Source organism: Cupriavidus sp. 05T313, assembly GCF_056396665.1.
Window position 1 is genome coordinate 1 of sequence record NZ_JBFTLX010000115.1, and the last position, 17,708, is coordinate 17,708.

Sequence of the window (17,708 nt, forward strand, 5' to 3'; positions counted from 1 at the left end):
GCACCGAACGGGGCGGCAGGGGCGACCGGCTTCTTGGGTTGCTTGGGCTTCTTGGTTTCGCGATTGCCGCGTAATTGACCTTTGGCCATGGTGATGCTCCACGAGTGGTTACTGCATTGCTTGCCAGGCGGCAGATCCAGCATACCCGCTTACTCCCGCATTCAGGGAATTATCACGCGCACCGGGAAGCGTTTCGCACCATGAAAATCGCCATTCGTTATCGCTATCGCGCGATAACAGCATCGCCTTCCATTATGCGGAAAAGTAAATCGGACACCACCGGGCAAACAGCGTATGCTCGTTGAAGAAAGGAGATCAACATGTCTCAAAATCATGCGATCTACAAGGGGTTCAAGGTTTCGGCCAATGTGCGTCGCTCGTTCGACGACAGTCCCGATGCCGAACTCGCGCGGGCGAAATTTCTCGCGACAGTGACCATCACCCAGGTCAGCGGCGACAGCGGTTCGCTCAGGCTGGTGCCCCCGCTGCTCCAGCATATCGCGCAGACGCCGCACGATGCCATCGACCTGGCCGTGTCTTATGCCAGGACCGTCATCGACGATATGTCCACCTTCGTCAAACGAAAGTAATCCCGCCCCGCGCTTGTTTCTCCCGTCCGATGCCCGCGCGCTCCAGCGATGCCCCACCGGCGTCTTTCCACGACGCGGCATCCACGCACGGACTTCGCCCCGGCCCCTCGATTCGCCCGGAATTGCAGTCCATCGCGCGGCCGCCCTGACCGGCACAGCCGCAGCCACGCCCGGCAACACTTCCCCACGAAAACACAGGAGACGACCATGGAAAGACAAATCAAGAACAAGGCGGAGTTGCGCGCGATGATCCGCGCAGAGCAGCAAAAATGGACGGAGTGCAACGGTGCCTGCTTTGGCGACGTATGCTGGCAGGCGCCGGATGCAGGCGGATGCAACTGGGACCTCTCGACCATGGAAGGCGGCGACAGCGCCGCCTGCCTGGAGAAGATCCGGCCTTTCACGACCGCGCTGCGCGAGCAGTACAACATTCCCAACGAAGGGAAATAAGGCGGGCGAGCGCCTGGCGTGCTGAATCCGGAATGCGTTGCAGACGGGATTCAGGACTTTATTCGACCAGGCGCTCGATCCGTGCCTTGGCGTTTTCCAGCGCGTCGGCCTTGGCCAGTTCGCGGGTGCCGAATGCGCTGCCCTGGTTTTCGAAGCGGCCGTGCGTGTCCAGGGTGTAGATCCAGTGCCATTGACCGAAGGTGCGCTGCGTCAGCTCGAAGTTGACGTAGTGCCCCTTATAGAAAAAACTCTCCGGCATCGTCCACCTCGCGCTGTTGCGGCCTGCCCGGCGCCCGGCCCCGGCATCCCTGGGATACGATTGGCGGCGCTTCGCCACGAAAGTGCCGCAAGCGGCGCCACGCGCAACGCCTTGCCTATCGTACGCCCAAATCCGGACGCAAGCGCCGATAGACGGAAAATGGTATCATTGCCAGTCTTGGCCGTTTGCCGACCGCATCTAGTCATCGGCGCCAACGTGCCGGTCGCCGTACATCATCAGAACATTAACGGCGGCCTGTCGGGCGTACACCCGATTCGTTCAGGGCGGCAACCGCCCATCACCCTTCCGACCCGGCGGCATGTCCGCTCCGCAACCTGTGCGCATGTACCTGGCGCATCAGCCTGCGCAAGCACGGTCCACTCATCACCAGCCACCTTCCTAGCGCAACAGCGCCGGGCCTGACGCGGCTGGCAACTCAATCACGGCGACCGATCGCCCCAAGAGAGCACGCGGCGCATCATGAGATGCGCTCAACGTTGCCTCAGATCGTCCGCCCGCACAAGGGCAGCACTTTGAATCAAAGCTTCAATCAAGGCATCAACCGCAGCAACAGCGGCAATCCGTACACCGTATCGGTGTACCCAATCCAACAAGAGCCAGGCGTGTGGTTTGCGACCTACCTGATCGCCGAATACAAGAACGGCTCCGAATGCATCGTTGCCAACGTTTCGATGCGCCATGCCACGCATGGCACCGAAGCCCAGGCAAAACAGGCCGCCCGACGCGCGGCCGAGAGCGTCGCTGCCGGCATGCGCCTGCAATAAGCCGGCCACATAAAAGCAACCCGCATGCGTCTAAACCTAATGTGCAGCAGCACTTGCTGCAAAAGGATCATCCTTGGCTAAAGAAGAACTGGTGGAATTTGGTGGACAAGTATCGGAAGTATTGCCGGACAACCGCTTCCGCGTCATTCTGGAAAATGGTTTCCAGGTGTGGGCATATTCGTCCGGCCGCCTGAAGAAGAATCGCATTCGTATCCTGGCCGGCGATCGCGTGACGCTGGAAATGTCGCCCTACGACCTGACCAAGGGCCGCATCAATTACCGTCACAAGTATTGAGACCAAGGCCAGACACGCTGCCGCGCCGTCAGGCTGTAGACCCGCGGCCCCCTCCCAACTCTCTTATGAAAGGAAGAAACATGTCGATCAGCGAAGAATGGGAAGAGATGCACCTGACGCCGGGCGGCTGGGTAGGCGGAAGCTACCGCCACGTGCCTGGGCCCGAGGTCACGGTGGAACGCCCGGCCGATGAAGTGCTTACCGTACGCAGGCATGTCGCCGCCACCTACTGCGGCCCGTCGCGCGCAACCGAAGACAGGACGCCGCGCACGGAAGACATGGCACTGATCGAAACGCTGCTGGCACGCTTCGGCAGCCCGGCGTTCGGGGTCTAAGCTCCGATTACGCCTGGCCACGGCGCGCAACGCGCCCGTGCCTTCGCCGTGAGCGGCGGAAGCTCAGCCGGGAAAACGCATGCGTGGGACGCTGGCACCAACGCGAGAGCCGACCGGGCGCAATTCGCCCTCCCAGGGTTCCGCGTCCAGGTCCAGCACGAAGTCTCCCTCGCCGGCCTTGTCATACAAATTGTCACGAATCGCCTGCCCGATCGCCAGCCGGCACAACGCCTCGAAGCTGTCGACGGCCGTGCCGGCCAGGGCTGCCTCCCTGGCCTGAACCCCGAACGAGCGCCTGCCGTCGCCGACGAAGCTGGTGAAACGCACGCCTGTCGGATGGCTGGAGTCCAGAAAGCTGACAGCCACGTGGTAGGCGATGCCTTTGCCTTGCCCCGGTAGCGTGCAGAGGAAATTGGATGGTGTGGCAACCTTGTTCATGACGTATGCGCCCTCGGGCCGGCGCGATGCGCACGGCAATATTTGACAGGTAGACCCGACGCCACGGGCATCGCACCGGACGTCGCGCTGGGCAACGCCGCGCCGCTGCGCCGGAATCATCTCCGGCACAACCCTTAGAGCGTGGTCACCGACTCACCGGGTATCAGCCCGTTGATAATATCTTCGCCGAACTTCACGGCCCCCCTGCGCGCCGTACCGATATTCTCCCACGGCGTGCTTTCCAGGCGAAACACGCGAGTGCGTTCGCTGCCGGGCCGATGACCCTCGATGCAAATGACCACCGACGCAGTAAAGCTGCGGTCAGGCTTGGTCCTGGGCCACGATTGCGCGGGTTGAATCTTGTACACCAGGGGATAGAGGTCGAATCCCTTGTAGCTGGCGGAAGGCGTATTGTTCATGTAGTGCTCCAGGCGGCTGGATGCCGCCGATGCGGGCCTCGTAAAAATTCGCACACACTGGACAATGCCGGGACCCATTGCGCGGCCGCGCGGGGCAAGCTAGGGAGCCATCAGGCGATCGACGACAATCGCGATCGCTTTCCCTGGCCTGTCCTGCTTGCAATGGACACCAAGGCGTGCGCGCAAAAACCGGTCAAGGCTGCGTTGCAGTTGATATAAGGCGCGCTGGTCGGCACTGCTCAGCTGTTCCGCGACTTCCTGCGCCATCTCGATTTCAAGCGTCCTGGCGGACCAGGCAAGGCTTCCGGCATCAGGGATCTGCCAGTTCGCGGTGACTACGCGCTGTCCTGTCATCCAGGTCCTGACATCTTGCCCGGTGATCTCATCAAGCACGGGCTTCACGAAGGCAACGAGATCTATCATGGCACCGGCCAGGCGCATAAGCGGCCCGTCGCCTGGCCGATGGGCGATACAGCCGCGGCGGGCGAACCCGCTCCACCCTCGCACCACAGCGGACCCTGCCGCATATCGCGACAGGCGTCAGAGCGATACGACGGATTGCCCGGGGATCGCGCCGTTGATGATGTCCTCGGCGTATCGGACGACACCACGGCGCGCGGCACCGATATTGTCCCAAGGCACTGTATCCAGGCGGAAAGTACGGGCTTTCTCGCCCTCGGGTTCACCACCTTCCCGGCAGATCACAACGGCGGCATCGAAGGTCCTGTCGGGCCTGCGCTCCGGCCACGTGCGCACCACCGCATGCTTGAATACGAGGGGGTACAAATCGAACCCTTTGTAGCTGGCAATCGGATTGGCGTCCATGATGCGCTCCGCAGTTACATTGATCCCCACTCTACTCCTATAGGCGCAGCATCATCACCTTTATTTTGGCGGCTCTGGAGATATGGAAGGCGCCGGGGAAGGCGACCCGGCGGACGGCGTGGCTGGCGTGGCGGCAACAGGTGCGGCCGCGCCCGGAGCCGTCCTTGCTGGCGCCGCCTTCGCCGGCTCGGTCAGGGTCAGCAGCATGTCCGCATACCAGGCCGAATTCAGTCCGAGCACCTCGTCCTCCGCCAGGTCGCGCGAACCCACGTCGAAGCGGGCAGAGTGAATACCCAGCAGCATCCACGGCAGGTCCAGTTTCTCGCCCCGGCCATCGCGCATGCGCGAGACCACCAGCGCACCGCTCGTGCCGCGATGGGTCCTTGCATCCGTGAGGAAAAAACCCTGGCCCTGGAAACGCAATCCGTAAGCGGATGCGACCACCGCCTGGCGCGCCACCGGCAGATGATGAAGCGCATCATGAAAACCCAGCGGGAATCCCACGATCAACAGCGAATCGCCCACCTCGACGTGGTCCGACGGCCGCGCCAGGTGCTCCGGCGTGAAAGCCCTGTAGACAAGCTTCGGCGGCAGCGCCTTGCGCTCCAGCTCCACCACCCCGACGTCGACCGGACCGCCGCCATCCTCGCCTTCCCGCCAGACCGCAAGGCCATCGCGGTACAGCGGAATCGAAAAGCCGATCGAGTCGGCCATGTTCTCCGGCTGGCTATGCAGTTCGATCTCGATGCGGTCGGGGTGATGTTTGCTCGGCTCGTCGAGCAGCACATGGCGGCTGGTCACCACGAAGAGCCGCCCGTCGCGCTCGAAAAAAAAGCCACTCGCATTGGTGAGCGGTTGCTGGCCGTCGAAAGACGAGACCCGGACGGCGGCAAGAAGGATGGATTCGACCACAGGCATGATGATTTGGCGCAGGCGCCTCGCTGATTCCCGGTCGGTAAAAAAAAGCCCCGCTAGGCGGGGCTTTTTCTAGGCGATTCGATTCGGCTCGATCAGATCGGCTCGATCTTGGTCGCTGCGGGGCCCTTTTGGCCAACGCCTGCGACGTAACGCACCTTCTGGCCTTCTTGCAGCGACTTGAAACCGCCGCCTTGAATTTCCGAGAAATGCGCGAACAGGTCGTTGCCGCCTGCGTCAGGGGTGATGAAGCCGAAGCCCTTGGAGTCGTTGAACCACTTGACGGTACCGGTTTCCATGCTGGATATCCTTTAAACCTTAAAAGTTCTGGATGAGCCTGTTGCTCACCAGGCATGACGATCAAGGAAGGAACATGGAGCAAACGAACCGCCGCTTGGAGGGACGATCCATAACATCTGAGTAACCGCTTGAAAGATCCTGCATCAACAACAATACAGGCATGGAAGGGGCATGTCAACGTGCCCGCAAAGAAAGTGCGCCAAGGATGGCGGGTGGGCCCGATTTAGCGTCCGGGCACCCCTCGCCCACGACGGTTTGTGGCCACATGAACGTGCTACAGTCACCCACCTACCGCTGCCGGATTCCGCATGTCGCCTTGCCCAGCCTGCCTCGCCATCGAAGCCAACCGCGGTGGTTCGCCGGGGCATGCCATGCTCAGGATCACCGACACGCAGCGCATCAAGGTGCCACGCCGCCCCGCGAGCACTATCAGCACTTTCGTGTGCCAGGCTTGCGCCACCAGCTGGATCTACCGCGACGAAAAGAACGTCGATACGCAGGGCTGGCAACTTGCCCTGCAACAAACGCTGGCTCAGGACCTGCGGTGACATAGGCCGGCAGGGCCATTTCCCATCGTCGTCGGCACGCTGCTCCCGCTGGCCCTCACCACTCACTGCCGCGATCTCACTGAGACCGTGCCGCACGCCCGCGCAAACCGCGCTGCGGCGGCGCGAAGCACGCGGCGCGGTAATCTTTCAGGACCTGGATGATCCAGCGCATCGGACTCTTTTTCACCATCAGCCTGCTGCGTTTRCTCGCCGCACTACCCTACAGCGTGTGCGCACGTATCGGCATGGGCCTTGGCGCCCTGCTCTATCGCATTCCGAGCCGGCGCCGCAGCGTCGTGCAGACCAACCTGCGGCTGTGCTTTCCGGATGCTAGCGAGTCGCACCGGCATGCTTTGGGCGAGGCACATTTCAGCCATGTGATTCGGAGCTACCTGGAACGCGGCGTGCAATGGTATGGCGACGCCGGCAGGCTGAACGACCTCGTCGAACTGGACTCCGCCATCGAACTCGGCAATGCCGACGCCGGCCCGACCATTTTCCTGGGGTTCCATTTCGTGGCGATCGAGGCCGGCTGCATGTTCTATTCGACCAGGCACCCGGTGGCCTCGCTCTACTCCAAGATGTCCAACCCCTTGCTGGAACAGTTGGCTAGGCAGCAGCGCGGCAGGTTCGGCACCGAGATGATCCCGCGCAACGGCAGCGTGCGGCAGGCACTGCGGGCGCTTAAATCCGGCACGCCGCTGATGCTCGCCGCGGACATGGACTTTGGCTTGCGCGACTCGGTATTCGTGCCGTTCTTCAACGTCCAGGCCTGCACGCTTACCTCGGTATCCCGCCTCGCCGCGCTTAGCGGTGCGCGTGTCATACCGTTCACAACCTCGGTCCTGCCCGGCTACCGCGGCTACAAGCTGAAGATATTCGATGCGATGGCGGGCTATCCCTCGGGCGACGAGAAGGCCGACGCGCTGCGCATGAACGCATTCCTGGAAACCCAGGTGCGCGCCATGCCGGAGCAATACTACTGGGTGCACCGCCGCTTCAAGCACCGCCCGGATGGCGAGGCCCCCGTCTATTGAGACGGCACCGCTCCACCAGTGCGAGCAGCCGCCGTTTAGTCCTGGTGGCCGTCCATGCTCACGCGATAGAGCGTGGCGCCCACCTTTTCCAGCAGCGCCCGCGCCGCGTCGGAAAACGCCTCGCTGGCTAGCAGCGCTGCCAGCCCCGCCACGGCGTCGTCCACCGATAGCTCGACCGTCTCGTCATTGGCAATGCGTTCGAAGGTGCTGATCACTACTGTCGGATCCATCCAGATTCCCCTGCAAAGGTCGAAGTCCGCCGCCTGGGCATGATGCCTACGCTGGCAAGCAGCGCGAATGGTAGCACCGCCACGCCCTCTGCCGGCATCTGGCTAGCCGCCATGGCAATGCGGCACCGCCCGGGCCGCAGCGCAACAGCTTGTCGTGGACAGGATTTGTCAGTGCCTTGCGGGCAACGCGCGCAGCCGGCGATTCACCTCGAGCAATGTCTCGCAATCGTCGCTGCCGGCGGCAGTGCGCTGCTGGATATACGTCGTGATGGCAAGCAGGGGACGCTTGCGCTCGCTGCACGACGAAGCGCCGGAACGGGCACAAGACACCGCCACCTCCCTATCCAGGCTATCCCGCACGATCGCGATCAGATCCCCGCACTGCGCCGCCTCCACGGAAGACGCCGGCTCGGCCACCTCGGCGCAGGCGACGCCTGCCCGCAGGCCGAGTGCGACGGCGGCAATGCCGAGCGCCACCTGCCATGCCTGGCGGGCCGATGGCTTCCTGGCTATCGTGGACATTATCAAAGCGGCGGCAGCGTGGCATATATTGCAAACCGTGGCCCGCGGTGGTTGTAGAAAATACAAACTGGGGGATCCTTGTCCGGTAAGTGCCTGCCAGCGGCCTGGCAGGCGGGGCCGCTCGCGCGCCCTGGGCGCGGCACAAGCGCAGGTGCCCCGTCTCCATGCAGGATTCATTCCCTTGGCTAACATCTTCAGATGTGCCGGGCACGATTGCTGCGACGCATTGCGCACAACCCTGGCGGCCGGGCTGATTCCCCCGCTCCCCCGGCCGCCTTGCTCGGACTATCGCTGACCTGCCTTCCAAGGTGTACGAGATGCCAGGACCATTGGAAAAATACCGCCAGAAACGCAACTTCAGCGTCACCAGCGAGCCCAGGGGGACAAAGGTCAAGCCTGCCGCCAGGCTGTCCTTCGTTGTGCAAAAACACGCGGCCCGGCGCCTGCACTACGACTTTCGCCTGGAACTCGACGGTACGCTGAAAAGCTGGGCGGTGCCCAGGGGGCCAAGCCTGGACCCCGCCGACAAGCGCATGGCTGTGCAGGTCGAGGACCATCCGCTCGACTACGGCTCCTTCGAGGGCGTGATTCCTGCGGGGCAATACGGCGCGGGTGAGGTCATCGTGTGGGATCGCGGCACCTGGGTGCCCACCGGCGACCCGCATGCGGGATACCGCGAAGGCAAGCTGAAGTTCTCCCTGCATGGAGAAAAACTGCACGGGCACTGGACGCTGGTACGCATGGACGCAAGGCGCGACCAGGATGCGGACAAGCCCGCCTGGCTGCTGATCAAGGAGCGCGACGAAGAAGCGCGCGCGGCGGCGTCATTTGACATCGTGCAAGCACTGCCCGACAGCGTGCTGCCCGGCCAGCGCAAAGCCAGCGCGAAGCCAGCGGGCAGATTGGCGCAAAACGCGGAACGCAAGGCCGCGCGTGCCGTCAGCCAGGCCACGGCCTCCCTGGGTCCCGACGATATGCCGTCCGCCGCCAGGTCGGCCGCCCTGCCTCTCATGCTGGCACCGCAACTGGCGACCCTGGTCGACAAACCACCGGCGGCCGATGACGAATGGCTATACGAGATCAAGTTCGACGGCTACCGCCTGCTCGCCCGCGTCGAAGGCAAGAAGGTACGCCTGTTCACGCGCAACGGCAACGACTGGACCAGCAAGCTGCGCGGACTGGCGCAGGCTGTCGCAGGCCTTGGCCTGCAGTCCGGCTGGCTCGACGGCGAGATCGTGATCGCCGACAAGCACGGCAGGACCGATTTCCAGGCCCTGCAGAATGCATTTGAAAACGCGCAACTCGACGAAATCCGGTACTTCCTGTTCGACCTGCCGTATTGCAACGGCTTCGACCTGCGCAAGGTGCCGCTATCCGTGCGCAGGGACATGTTGCGCCGCGCGCTGACAGCCAGGCCTTGCGATCACCTGCGCTTTAGCGAGAGCTTCGAGGCCAGCGCCGCCGAGTTGCTGCCGGTTGCCTGCAAACTCCGGCTCGAAGGCGTGATCGGCAAGCGTGCCGATGCGCCCTACGTGTCGACACGCTCACGCGCCTGGATCAAACTGAAGTGCACGCAGCGCCAGGAGTTCGTGGTGGTCGGCTATACCGATCCCGCCGGCTCCCGCCAGGGGATCGGCGCGCTGCTGCTCGGCGTGCATGACGAGCGCGGGCGGCTGCGCTATGCCGGCAAGGTCGGGACTGGCTTCGATGCGGATACGTTGTCCAGCCTTTCGCGCAGGCTCGTTGCCCTGCGGCAGGATGCCTCGCCGCTGGATTCCGCTTACGCGGGCCAGCCGGCAGGCAGGATGCCATCGCACTGGGTGAAACCAAAGCTCGTGGCCGAGATTTCCTTCGGCAACTGGACGCAGGAAGGCCGTGTGCGCCATGCCGTATTCCACGGCCTGCGCACCGACAAGCCGGCCACCGCGGTCGCGGTGGAACGCGCTGCGCAGATCGGGCCGGATGGCAAGCGGAAGCACAAGAACAAGCCTGCGACACGCTCCACCGGGACAGCCAAGGCAACGCCCGAAGCATCTGCCGCACCGCGCGCGCGCATCAGCCATGCCGGGCGCGTCATCGATGCCTCGACCGGACTGACCAAAGGCGACCTCGTGGGGTACTACGAGGCCATCGCCCCGCTGCTGCTGCCGCATCTGCGCGGACGGCCCGTGGCGCTGGTGCGCGGCCCCAGCGGCATCGACGGCGAGCTGTTCTTCCAGAAGCATGGGGATGCATTGCGCATGCCCGGCATCAACACACTCGATCCCGCGCTATGGCCGGACCATCCGCCGTTGCTTGAAATTGCCACGGAAGCGGGCATCGTCGCGGCAGCCCGGTTCAACGTGATCGAGTTCCATACATGGAATGCCAACAAGCGCGCGCTTGGCAGGCCGGACCGGGTGGTCTTCGACCTGGATCCCGGCGAAGGGGTGCCGTGGAACCACGTACGCGAAGGCGCCGCGATGATGAAAACCGTGCTGGATGAGCTGGGCCTGCGCAGCTTCCTGAAGACCAGCGGTGGCAAGGGCCTCCACGTAGTAGTACCGATCTCCGCGCGCCACGACTGGGAGACCGTCAAGGAATTCGCCAGGCAAGTCGTGTTGCACATGACCAGCATCGTGCCGGAACGCTTCGTGGCCAGGAGCGGGCCCCGCAACCGCGTCGGCAAGACCTTTATCGACTACCTGCGCAACGGTTTCGGCGCCACCACGGCGGCCGCCTTTTCCGCGCGGGCGCGTCCCGGGCTTGGCGTTTCCGTGCCACTTGACTGGGACGAGCTGGACAGCATCGAATCCAGCGCGCGGTGGACCGTCACCAATCTGCACGAACGCCTCCGCGCGCGGCAGGAGGATCCCTGGGCCGGCTATGCCACCACCAGGCAGACACTGACCAAGCCGATCAAGCTGATGATGCTCTGAGCGGCCCTGCCGGTCCCTGCCTGATGGCCAGCAGCCGGAGCACGCTCCATGGATTGAGCAGGCATAGCCCGCGTGCCGCAAGCAGGCCGAGGCACTTTACCTGCCGGCGACTTGCCGGCGCTCTCCCGCGGTTCGCGCTACCGGCTCGCGGGCAATGCCGCAAGCCCATCGAGCAGCGCCTTGTGGAAGGCCTGGGGATCCTGCATCTGCGGCGCGTGGCCCAGGTCCGGRAACTCGACCAGTTTCGCATTCGGCAGCGCCTTCAGGGTGAGCTGCGCCAGCGCCGGATAGTTGCCGACTTTCGCGCGGACTTCGGGCGGTGCGGCGTCCTTGGCGATCGCCGTGGTGTCCTTGTCGCCGATCAGCAGAAGGGTCTGCGTCTTGAGCCCGCCCAGCTCGTATACGACGGGCTGCGTAAAGATCATGTCGTAGATCAGCGCGGAACTCCAGGCCACCTGCTGCTTGCCCGGACCGCGGTTCATGCCCGCCAGCATCTGCACCCACGGCTCGTACTCGGGACGCCACGTGCCCACATAGTAGGTTGCCTGCTCGTAGCCGCGAATCTTGTCGGCGCTGGTGGCCAGCTCGCGTGCGTACCATTGGTCGACCGACAGCGATGGCACGCCCTTCGCCTTCCAGTCTTCGAGGCCTATCGGGTTGACCAGCGCAAGCTGCTCCGTTTGCTGCGGGTACATCAGCGCATAGCGCATGGCCAGCATGCCGCCAGTCGAATGGCCGATCACCGTGGCCTGGCCCACGCCGGCCGATTCGAGCAAGGCGTGGGTATTGCGCGCGAGCTGCTGGAAGGAGTACTGATAGCGCGCCGGCTTGCTGGACTTGCAAAAACCGATCTGGTCAGGCGCGATAACACGATAGCCGGCCGCGCTGAGTACCTTGATGGTGCCGTCCCAGGTCGCCGCGCAGAAGTTCTTTCCGTGCAGCAAAACCGCGGTGCGGCCGTTGGCATGCTCCGGCTTGATGTCCATGTAGGCCATATGCATCGCCTCGCCCTGCGAGGTGAACGCGAACTGCCGGACCGGCGCCGGGTAGTCGAAGCCTTGCAGTTCCGGCCCGTATGCCGGGCCATCGTCGGCCGCGGCGGCCAGCACGGCCGGAGACGTGGCGGCGATGGCCGCGATGAGGATGGCGAACAAGGATTGGCGACGGAACATCATGGCGGCTGGACTCGCTGGCGAAGAGAAGGTCGGAAAGCGCAAGCACGCGGGCGAGCTCGCGAAGTATGAACGAGAGCGCTGTGCAACAGATGCCGCGCGCGCCGATGACTCATGACGCCAGCCGTGCGCGGTCCGGCGGCGAGGCGAAATCAAGCACAGGACCCGCCGGCACTACGCCTGACGGATTGATCGAGAGATGGCTCTCGTAATAGTGCCGCTTGATGTGCTCGATACTGACCGTCTCCGCGATGCCGGGAAGCTGGTAGATATCCCGCGTGTAAGCCGCGAGGTTCGTGTAGTCGGCGATGCGGCGCAGGTTGCATTTGAAGTGGCCGACATAGACCGCATCAAAGCGGACCAGCGTTGTAAACAGGCGGATATCGGCCTCCGTGAGAGCATCGCCGGTCAGGAAGCGTCGCGTCCCCAGGCGTTGCTCAAGCCAGTCGAGCGTCTCGAACAGCGGCGCGACCGCCTCTTCGTAGGCGCCTTGCGTGGTGGCGAATCCGGATTTATAGACACCGTTGTTCACGGTGTCGTACACCCTCGCATTGATCTCGTCGATCTCGGTGCGCAATGCCTCCGGATAGTAGTCGCCGGCCCTTGCGCCCAGCTGATCGAAGGCCGTGTTGAACATCCGGATGATCTCCGACGACTCGTTGCTGACGATGGTCGATTGCGTCTTGTCCCACAGCACGGGCACGGTAACGCGTCCGGTGTAGTCCGGGGCGGCCGCGGTATAGACCTGGTGCAGCATGCGCGCGTCGTTGACGGTGTCGGGGACCACGCCCGGGCCCTCGGCAAAGGTCCAGCCCTCGCCCCGCATCAGCCAGTGGACGGTGGAGATGCTGATCATGTCTTCGAGCCCTTTCAGGGCACGCATKATCAGCGTGCGGTGTGCCCACGGRCATGCCAGGCTCACGTAGAGATGATAGCGGCCGGCTTCGGCCCTGAAGCCGCCAACGCCGCTCGGGCCGGCCGCGCCGTCGGGCGTTACCCAGTTGCGGAAGGCCGCGTCCTTGCGGACGAAGCGGCCCCCGGTGGATGCGGTGTCATACCAGCGGTCTTGCCATTTTCCGTTGACGAGCAGTCCCATTTCGATACTCCAGGTGGCGCGATGATGCGCCAGATTTTTCAGTCGGCGCCAACTGCTTGCGACGGTGCATTGATAAAGCTCACGATGGCCGGGATGGTCTGCCCCGGCGCTTCTTCCATCAGCCAGTGTCCCGAGCCCTTGACGATCACGCCTTGCACATGGGTGGCGACAAGGCGTGCCTGGTCGATCAGGAAATTACCCGACGCCTTCTCGCCGGCCAGCACCAGCATGGGCATCGGCAGCGGCTGCTTCGCCAGGGCTGCGAAGTCCTCGGCATCCCGCGGGAACGCATGGAAGAATTCGAAGCCCGCGCGCATCCGGCCAGGCCGGGCGTAGGCCGCGGCGTAGCGCTGCCGGCTGGCTTCCGGCACCGAGTGCGCCGGGTCGGCGGCAAAGTCGTTCCAGAAATGCTCGAAGTACGTGCGCTCGCGTCCCTTCACCAGCTTCTCCGGCGTATCGCCGTAGAAATTGAAGTGCCACTTGTCGCGCAGCAGCCAGACCTTCTGCCAGTCGCCCACGCCGGGCAGGAACGCATCCATCAGCGTCACGCTCTCCACTTCGTCCGAGTATTGCGCCGCGTAGGCGTAGGCCACCATCAGGCCGATATCGTGGCCGACGATGTTGACCTTGCGGTAGCCAAGCGCCTGGACCATTGCGTGAATATCCTGCGCGAGGTTCTTCTTCTCATAGCCCGACGGCGTGACTTCCGACGCGCCGGCGCCGCGCAGGTCCGGTGCGATCACGACACGCTTGTCACCGAGCCGAGTCATCAGCGGCAGCCACATATGGCTGGTTTCCGCGTAGCCGTGCAGCAGCACGACGGGCGTGCCGCTGCCTTGCCCGGTTTCAAGATAGTGCAACGTGACGCCATTTGCGTGGATCGTATGTGGCCGGACCGCGCTGCTGCCGGCGCGCTCCGCCGCGCTGGCGGGCGCCGCAAAGGCGAACGCAGCGAATGTGAGCGCGGCTACGCCGGACATGAGTACCGCGACGCTGATACGGCGTGCCATGCAGTGGATGAGGGTCATGACGTTCTCCGGTGACAGCGCCGCCGCAGGACTGGTTGCCTGGCCGATGGCACCGCAAACAAAAGGGGTTTCGGGAATGCGATGAATTGCTGTGCATGAATACTGCCCCGGCGGCGCCGTTTTGCCGTACGATTTTCCCGATGAACTCGTTCGACGGAATTGAACATGTTGTCGGAAGACGAACTGGCGTTACTGGAAGCCATCAGGGAAAGTGGCAGCCTGTCCCGCGCGGCAGCCCGCCTTGGCAAAGCGCCATCGACCATCTCACATGCCGCGCGGCAACTCGAAGGCCGCTTTGACGCCCTGTTGTTCGACCGCCGCCGCTACCGGCTGCAGCTGACGCCGGCCGGACACCTGCTGGCCGACGAGGCCGCAAGGCTGATGCAGGACGTAGCCCGCATGACGCAGCGCGTGCGGCAGGTCGCCAGCGGCTGGGAAGACCGCTTGTGGATCGTCACCGACGAGGTGCTGGAGTTCGAATTGCTGATGCCGGTGATCCACAGCTTCGACACGTTGCAGTCCGGCGTGGCGATTCGCCTGACCCACGAAGTCCTTAGCGGCACCTGGGAAGCGCTGCGCGATGGCCGCGCGGATGTGATCGTGGGAGCGACCAACGAGCCGCCCGCCATTCCGGGACTGCGCTGGTTCGAACTGGGCGTGGTGGAGTGGGTATTCGCCGTGGCGCCGCGCCATCCGCTCGCCAGCGTGGAAGGACCGCTCACGCGGGAACGCATCTCGGCACACCGCGCGGTGGTGGTAGCCGATTCATCGCGCGGCACGGCGGGACGCGCCTACGGCCTGGTCGGCGGGCAAGCCTCGCTGGCGGTGCCGAGCATGCGCGCCAAAATTCTGGCGCAGCGCGAAGGGCTCGGTGTCGGCTGGCTGCCGCGGTACCGGGTGGCGTCGCTGCTCAAGCGTGGCGAACTGGTGGAAAAACGCACGGCCGATCCGCGCGAGCCCAATACGCTCTACGTCGCCTGGCGGGGCGACCATGAGGGCCGCGCGCTGCAATGGTGGCTGGATCAGTTGAAGCAGCCGCGCCTGGCGAAGCGCCTTGTGCAAGGCATGGACCTGTTCGCCTGAGCCGGCGGGACGGCTGAACGCGAACATCGCGGCGCAACAACGGAAAAGGGCCCCGATGGGCCCTTTTTCCGTTTGCCGTTTGCCGTTCCGTGGCGCGGTTCACGCAGCGGAGTTGTCCGGTGCGCAAGCCGCCGCCGCTCGGCGGCAGCGCGAAATCAACCGGCGAAATTCTTGCTGGCGAAGTCCCAGTTCACCACATTCCAGAATGCCTCGACGTACTTCGGACGGGCATTGCGGTAGTCGATGTAGTAAGCGTGTTCCCACACGTCGCAGGTCAGCAGCGGCTTGGCATCGGTGGTCAGCGGAGTGGCGGCGTTGGAGGTCGAGACCAGGTCCAGCGAACCGTCGGCCTTCTTCACCAGCCAGGCCCAGCCCGAACCGAAGGTACCGACCGCGGTCTTGGTGAATTCTTCCTTGAACTTGTCGAAGGAGCCGAACTTGGCGTTGATGGCATCGGCCAGAGCGCCGGTGGGCTGGCCGCCGCCGTTGGGCTTGAGCGAATCCCAGTAGAAGGTGTGGTTCCACACCTGGGCGGCGTTGTTGAAGATGCCGCCGGAAGACTTCTTGACGATCTCTTCGAGCGTCGAGTTTTCGAACTCGGTGCCCTTGATCAGGTTGTTCAGGTTGGTGACGTAGGTCTGGTGATGCTTGTCGTGGTGGAACTCCAGGGTCTCCTTGGAGATGTGCGGGGCGAGCGCATCATGAGCGTAGGGCAGCGGGGGGAGAGTATGTTCCATTGTTCTGTCTCTTTCTGTGGGGTTGAAGATCAGGAATTGTCGATTGTAGGGGACTTGCCATACCCGCGCAAACGCGGCAAACAAAGCCCCTTCGATCATATTAGTTTGATCGATATGCGAGCGCTGTCGGTGGCCCGCCGACGCGCCGCCACGCCTACAGCTCGGCCAGCCGGGGCTGCACGCTGGCGATGCCGGCGTCGGCCACGCCTTCGGCCAGATGGATTTCGATCGTGGAGCCCGCATGCAACTCGGCCGGCGAGCGCAAGGCGCGGCCGCGCTGGTCCAGCAGCACGGCGTAGCCCCGCTCCAGGGTGCGCTGCGGGGCCAGCAGTTCCAGCGAGCCGGCGGCGCGCTCCCAGCGCTGGACGGCGCGCTCGTGCTGGCGCTGCGTGGCGTCGCGCAGCCGCAGGGCGGCCCGGCGCAGGTCGGCCTGGGCCAGCGCAAGGTCGGGACGCCCGGCCGCCCAGCGCATGGCGAGCACCTGCTGCCGGTGCCGCTGGGCCGCCACCGTATCGCGCAGCGCGGAACGCAGGTGGCGCATCAGGTTGTCGACCTGCAGGCGGCGCTCCTGCAACTGGGCCTGCGGGYTGCGCAGCCGGCGGGCCAGCCAGTCCAGGTTCTGCGCGCGCCGGTCGAGCTGGCGCTGCATGCCCTGGGCCAGCGCATCGCGCGCGCGATTGGCCTGCATCAGCATGTGGGCGCGGTCCGGGCTGACCAGTTCGGCTGCACCGGTAGGCGTCGGTGCGCGCACGTCGGCGACGAAATCTGCAATGGTGAAGTCGGTTTCATGGCCAACCCCGGATACCACGGGCACGGCGCAGCGGGCAATCGCCTGCGCCACGCTTTCCTCGTTGAACGACCAGAGGTCCTCGATGCTGCCACCGCCACGGCACAGGATCAGCACGTCGCACTCGTCGCGCTCGCTGGCGGTATCGATCATCGCGGCGATCCTGGCCGCCGCGCCGGCACCCTGGACCGGCACAGGGTAAACCACGACCGGCACATGCGGTGCGCGCCGGCGCAGCGTGCTGAGCACATCGCGCAACGCGGCAGCCTGCAGCGAGGTGATCACGCCGATGGTGCGCGGATGGGCGGGCACGGGCCGCTTGCGCTCGGGCGCGAAGAGCCCGGCCTGGGACAGCTTTTCCTTCAACCGCAGGAATGCTTCATAGAGATTGCCGAGACCCGCGCGGCGCATGGCCTCCACGCCGAGCTGCAATTCGCCGCGTGCCTCGTACATGGACACCAGCGCCCTGACCTCGACCGCCTCGCCCTCGCGGGGCATGAAGCCGACATGCTGGTTGCGGCCGCGGAACATCACGCAGCGGATCTGGGCGCGCGCATCCTTGAGCGAGAAGTACCAGTGGCCGCTCGCGGCGCGTGTGAAGTTGGAGATTTCGCCCCGGACCCAGGTAAGTGGAAAGTTGCGTTCCAGCACCTGGGCGATAGCGTGGTTGAGCTCCCCGACAGGGATCGCTTCGCGTGCGCCGGGAGGCGCCACAGGCTGCGGTTCACGCGAAAAGTTCAGCGGTTCTGACATGGCGCACGGCCGGGCAAGCGGCGTGGAATGGACATGTCCACAGCATAACCTGTCTGTCAAGCCTCCCTGCATTCGCGATGCAGCCACCCCGCCAGACCGCGTGACTTGACACAAGCCTTTGATTCTTATGCCCTTTCCGCCGTCTTATTTTTTAGGCAATGTAAGCAAACCCCTTATGCGTCAACG

The 17,708-nt window shown here is 64.3% G+C and carries 23 protein-coding genes; 9 read left to right on the top strand and 14 right to left on the bottom strand.

Annotation, left to right across the window (positions count from 1 at the left end; translation table 11 throughout):
* Nucleotides 1–320: 320 nt before the first annotated feature.
* Entirely contained in the window at nt 321–590 is a 270-nt protein-coding gene (locus AC1DKD_RS22980; protein ID WP_035860875.1) for a hypothetical protein, read from the top strand.
* A gap of 207 nt (nt 591–797) precedes the next feature.
* Nucleotides 798–1,040: a hypothetical protein gene (locus AC1DKD_RS22985; protein ID WP_276288522.1), complete on the top strand. Its 243-nt coding sequence runs from the start codon at nt 798–800 to the stop codon at nt 1,038–1,040.
* A 58-nt stretch (nt 1,041–1,098) separates the two neighbouring features.
* On the opposite strand, the gene AC1DKD_RS22990 is transcribed toward AC1DKD_RS22985, so the two are convergent.
* Nucleotides 1,099–1,299: a hypothetical protein gene (locus AC1DKD_RS22990; protein ID WP_035860872.1), complete on the bottom strand. Its 201-nt coding sequence runs from the start codon at nt 1,297–1,299 to the stop codon at nt 1,099–1,101.
* 485 nt (nt 1,300–1,784) lie between these two features.
* Here AC1DKD_RS22990 and AC1DKD_RS22995 point away from each other — a divergent pair, with 485 nt between their 5' ends.
* The 3 genes from AC1DKD_RS22995 (at nt 1,785) to AC1DKD_RS23005 (ending at nt 2,714) form a co-directional block, all read left to right on the top strand.
* Nucleotides 1,785–2,084 carry an isochorismatase gene (locus tag AC1DKD_RS22995; protein WP_477111686.1) on the top strand — a complete coding sequence of 100 codons (300 nt, stop codon included), beginning with the start codon at nt 1,785–1,787 and terminating at the stop codon, nt 2,082–2,084.
* A gap of 73 nt (nt 2,085–2,157) precedes the next feature.
* Entirely contained in the window at nt 2,158–2,379 is a 222-nt protein-coding gene (infA, locus tag AC1DKD_RS23000) for a translation initiation factor IF-1 (RefSeq protein WP_006157957.1), read from the top strand.
* Between the two features lie 80 nt (nt 2,380–2,459).
* Nucleotides 2,460–2,714 carry a hypothetical protein gene (locus tag AC1DKD_RS23005; protein WP_035860870.1) on the top strand — a complete coding sequence of 85 codons (255 nt, stop codon included), beginning with the start codon at nt 2,460–2,462 and terminating at the stop codon, nt 2,712–2,714.
* A gap of 63 nt (nt 2,715–2,777) precedes the next feature.
* Here AC1DKD_RS23005 and AC1DKD_RS23010 read toward each other — a convergent pair whose 3' ends face one another.
* The 6 genes from AC1DKD_RS23010 to AC1DKD_RS23035 form a co-directional block, all read right to left on the bottom strand.
* Complete coding sequence (locus tag AC1DKD_RS23010) at nt 2,778–3,152, bottom strand: hypothetical protein (RefSeq protein WP_441635063.1); 375 nt, start codon at nt 3,150–3,152, stop codon at nt 2,778–2,780.
* A 134-nt stretch (nt 3,153–3,286) separates the two neighbouring features.
* Entirely contained in the window at nt 3,287–3,571 is a 285-nt protein-coding gene (locus AC1DKD_RS23015; protein WP_035860866.1) for a hypothetical protein, read from the bottom strand.
* A gap of 99 nt (nt 3,572–3,670) precedes the next feature.
* The gene (locus tag AC1DKD_RS23020) at nt 3,671–4,012 is read right to left on the bottom strand and encodes a hypothetical protein (RefSeq protein ID WP_441635065.1); all 342 of its coding nucleotides are present in this window, start codon (nt 4,010–4,012) and stop codon (nt 3,671–3,673) included.
* Between the two features lie 99 nt (nt 4,013–4,111).
* On the bottom strand, nt 4,112–4,396 hold the full coding sequence (locus AC1DKD_RS23025; protein WP_035860860.1) for a hypothetical protein: 285 nt from the start codon (nt 4,394–4,396) through the stop codon (nt 4,112–4,114).
* Nucleotides 4,397–4,456: 60 nt separating this feature from the next.
* A complete protein-coding gene (locus tag AC1DKD_RS23030; protein WP_441635096.1) occupies nt 4,457–5,308 on the bottom strand; it encodes a trypsin-like peptidase domain-containing protein in 852 nt (283 codons plus the stop codon).
* 98 nt (nt 5,309–5,406) lie between these two features.
* A complete protein-coding gene (locus AC1DKD_RS23035) occupies nt 5,407–5,610 on the bottom strand; it encodes a cold-shock protein (protein WP_006157950.1) in 204 nt (67 codons plus the stop codon).
* A gap of 309 nt (nt 5,611–5,919) precedes the next feature.
* On the opposite strand from AC1DKD_RS23035, the gene AC1DKD_RS23040 reads away from it, so the two are divergent.
* Nucleotides 5,920–6,159, top strand: a complete 240-nt coding sequence (locus tag AC1DKD_RS23040; protein WP_441635067.1) for a hypothetical protein — start codon at nt 5,920–5,922, stop codon at nt 6,157–6,159.
* 158 nt (nt 6,160–6,317) lie between these two features.
* Nucleotides 6,318–7,196, top strand: coding sequence for a lipid A biosynthesis lauroyl acyltransferase (locus AC1DKD_RS23045; RefSeq protein WP_441635069.1), 879 nt, complete (start codon nt 6,318–6,320; stop codon nt 7,194–7,196).
* 35 nt (nt 7,197–7,231) lie between these two features.
* Here AC1DKD_RS23045 and AC1DKD_RS23050 read toward each other — a convergent pair whose 3' ends face one another.
* Both AC1DKD_RS23050 and AC1DKD_RS23055 read right to left on the bottom strand, forming a co-directional pair.
* Complete coding sequence (locus AC1DKD_RS23050; protein ID WP_441635071.1) at nt 7,232–7,426, bottom strand: hypothetical protein; 195 nt, start codon at nt 7,424–7,426, stop codon at nt 7,232–7,234.
* Nucleotides 7,427–7,594: 168 nt separating this feature from the next.
* Nucleotides 7,595–7,948: a hypothetical protein gene (locus AC1DKD_RS23055; RefSeq protein ID WP_441635073.1), complete on the bottom strand. Its 354-nt coding sequence runs from the start codon at nt 7,946–7,948 to the stop codon at nt 7,595–7,597.
* 317 nt (nt 7,949–8,265) lie between these two features.
* Between AC1DKD_RS23055 and ligD the strand changes: the two genes are divergently transcribed.
* Entirely contained in the window at nt 8,266–10,866 is a 2,601-nt protein-coding gene (ligD, locus tag AC1DKD_RS23060; protein WP_441635075.1) for a DNA ligase D, read from the top strand.
* Nucleotides 10,867–11,003: 137 nt separating this feature from the next.
* Here ligD and AC1DKD_RS23065 read toward each other — a convergent pair whose 3' ends face one another.
* The 3 genes from AC1DKD_RS23065 to AC1DKD_RS23075 all read right to left on the bottom strand — a co-directional run bounded on the left by AC1DKD_RS23065 (nt 11,004) and on the right by AC1DKD_RS23075 (nt 14,162).
* Nucleotides 11,004–12,041: an alpha/beta fold hydrolase gene (locus AC1DKD_RS23065; protein WP_477143749.1), complete on the bottom strand. Its 1,038-nt coding sequence runs from the start codon at nt 12,039–12,041 to the stop codon at nt 11,004–11,006.
* Nucleotides 12,042–12,150: 109 nt separating this feature from the next.
* Nucleotides 12,151–13,134: a glutathione S-transferase family protein gene (locus AC1DKD_RS23070; RefSeq protein WP_441635079.1), complete on the bottom strand. Its 984-nt coding sequence runs from the start codon at nt 13,132–13,134 to the stop codon at nt 12,151–12,153.
* A gap of 38 nt (nt 13,135–13,172) precedes the next feature.
* Nucleotides 13,173–14,162 carry an alpha/beta fold hydrolase gene (locus AC1DKD_RS23075; protein WP_441635081.1) on the bottom strand — a complete coding sequence of 330 codons (990 nt, stop codon included), beginning with the start codon at nt 14,160–14,162 and terminating at the stop codon, nt 13,173–13,175.
* Between the two features lie 165 nt (nt 14,163–14,327).
* Here AC1DKD_RS23075 and AC1DKD_RS23080 point away from each other — a divergent pair, with 165 nt between their 5' ends.
* Nucleotides 14,328–15,245, top strand: a complete 918-nt coding sequence (locus tag AC1DKD_RS23080; protein WP_441635083.1) for a LysR family transcriptional regulator — start codon at nt 14,328–14,330, stop codon at nt 15,243–15,245.
* 155 nt (nt 15,246–15,400) lie between these two features.
* On the opposite strand, the gene sodB is transcribed toward AC1DKD_RS23080, so the two are convergent.
* Both sodB and xseA read right to left on the bottom strand, forming a co-directional pair.
* The gene (gene sodB / locus AC1DKD_RS23085) at nt 15,401–15,982 is read right to left on the bottom strand and encodes a superoxide dismutase [Fe] (RefSeq protein ID WP_006157940.1); all 582 of its coding nucleotides are present in this window, start codon (nt 15,980–15,982) and stop codon (nt 15,401–15,403) included.
* A 154-nt stretch (nt 15,983–16,136) separates the two neighbouring features.
* The gene (xseA, locus tag AC1DKD_RS23090; protein WP_477143750.1) at nt 16,137–17,522 is read right to left on the bottom strand and encodes an exodeoxyribonuclease VII large subunit; all 1,386 of its coding nucleotides are present in this window, start codon (nt 17,520–17,522) and stop codon (nt 16,137–16,139) included.
* Nucleotides 17,523–17,708: the final 186 nt, after the last annotated feature.

What these genes read in the sequence shown, in the direction of transcription:
- AC1DKD_RS22980 (WP_035860875.1), top strand. Translation starts at nt 321, where the DNA reads ATGTCTCAAAATCATGCGATCTACAAGGGGTTCAAGGTTTCGGCCAAT.
- AC1DKD_RS22985 (WP_276288522.1), top strand. Translation starts at nt 798, where the DNA reads ATGGAAAGACAAATCAAGAACAAGGCGGAGTTGCGCGCGATGATCCGC.
- AC1DKD_RS22990 (WP_035860872.1), bottom strand. Translation starts at nt 1,299, where the DNA reads ATGCCGGAGAGTTTTTTCTATAAGGGGCACTACGTCAACTTCGAGCTG.
- AC1DKD_RS22995 (WP_477111686.1), top strand. Translation starts at nt 1,785, where the DNA reads ATGCGCTCAACGTTGCCTCAGATCGTCCGCCCGCACAAGGGCAGCACT.
- AC1DKD_RS23005 (WP_035860870.1), top strand. Translation starts at nt 2,460, where the DNA reads ATGTCGATCAGCGAAGAATGGGAAGAGATGCACCTGACGCCGGGCGGC.
- AC1DKD_RS23010 (WP_441635063.1), bottom strand. Translation starts at nt 3,152, where the DNA reads ATGAACAAGGTTGCCACACCATCCAATTTCCTCTGCACGCTACCGGGG.
- AC1DKD_RS23015 (WP_035860866.1), bottom strand. Translation starts at nt 3,571, where the DNA reads ATGAACAATACGCCTTCCGCCAGCTACAAGGGATTCGACCTCTATCCC.
- AC1DKD_RS23020 (WP_441635065.1), bottom strand. Translation starts at nt 4,012, where the DNA reads ATGCGCCTGGCCGGTGCCATGATAGATCTCGTTGCCTTCGTGAAGCCC.
- AC1DKD_RS23025 (WP_035860860.1), bottom strand. Translation starts at nt 4,396, where the DNA reads ATGGACGCCAATCCGATTGCCAGCTACAAAGGGTTCGATTTGTACCCC.
- AC1DKD_RS23035 (WP_006157950.1), bottom strand. Translation starts at nt 5,610, where the DNA reads ATGGAAACCGGTACCGTCAAGTGGTTCAACGACTCCAAGGGCTTCGGC.
- AC1DKD_RS23040 (WP_441635067.1), top strand. Translation starts at nt 5,920, where the DNA reads ATGTCGCCTTGCCCAGCCTGCCTCGCCATCGAAGCCAACCGCGGTGGT.
- AC1DKD_RS23050 (WP_441635071.1), bottom strand. Translation starts at nt 7,426, where the DNA reads ATGGATCCGACAGTAGTGATCAGCACCTTCGAACGCATTGCCAATGAC.
- AC1DKD_RS23055 (WP_441635073.1), bottom strand. Translation starts at nt 7,948, where the DNA reads ATGTCCACGATAGCCAGGAAGCCATCGGCCCGCCAGGCATGGCAGGTG.
- ligD (WP_441635075.1), top strand. Translation starts at nt 8,266, where the DNA reads ATGCCAGGACCATTGGAAAAATACCGCCAGAAACGCAACTTCAGCGTC.
- AC1DKD_RS23075 (WP_441635081.1), bottom strand. Translation starts at nt 14,162, where the DNA reads ATGACCCTCATCCACTGCATGGCACGCCGTATCAGCGTCGCGGTACTC.
- AC1DKD_RS23080 (WP_441635083.1), top strand. Translation starts at nt 14,328, where the DNA reads ATGTTGTCGGAAGACGAACTGGCGTTACTGGAAGCCATCAGGGAAAGT.
- sodB (WP_006157940.1), bottom strand. Translation starts at nt 15,982, where the DNA reads ATGGAACATACTCTCCCCCCGCTGCCCTACGCTCATGATGCGCTCGCC.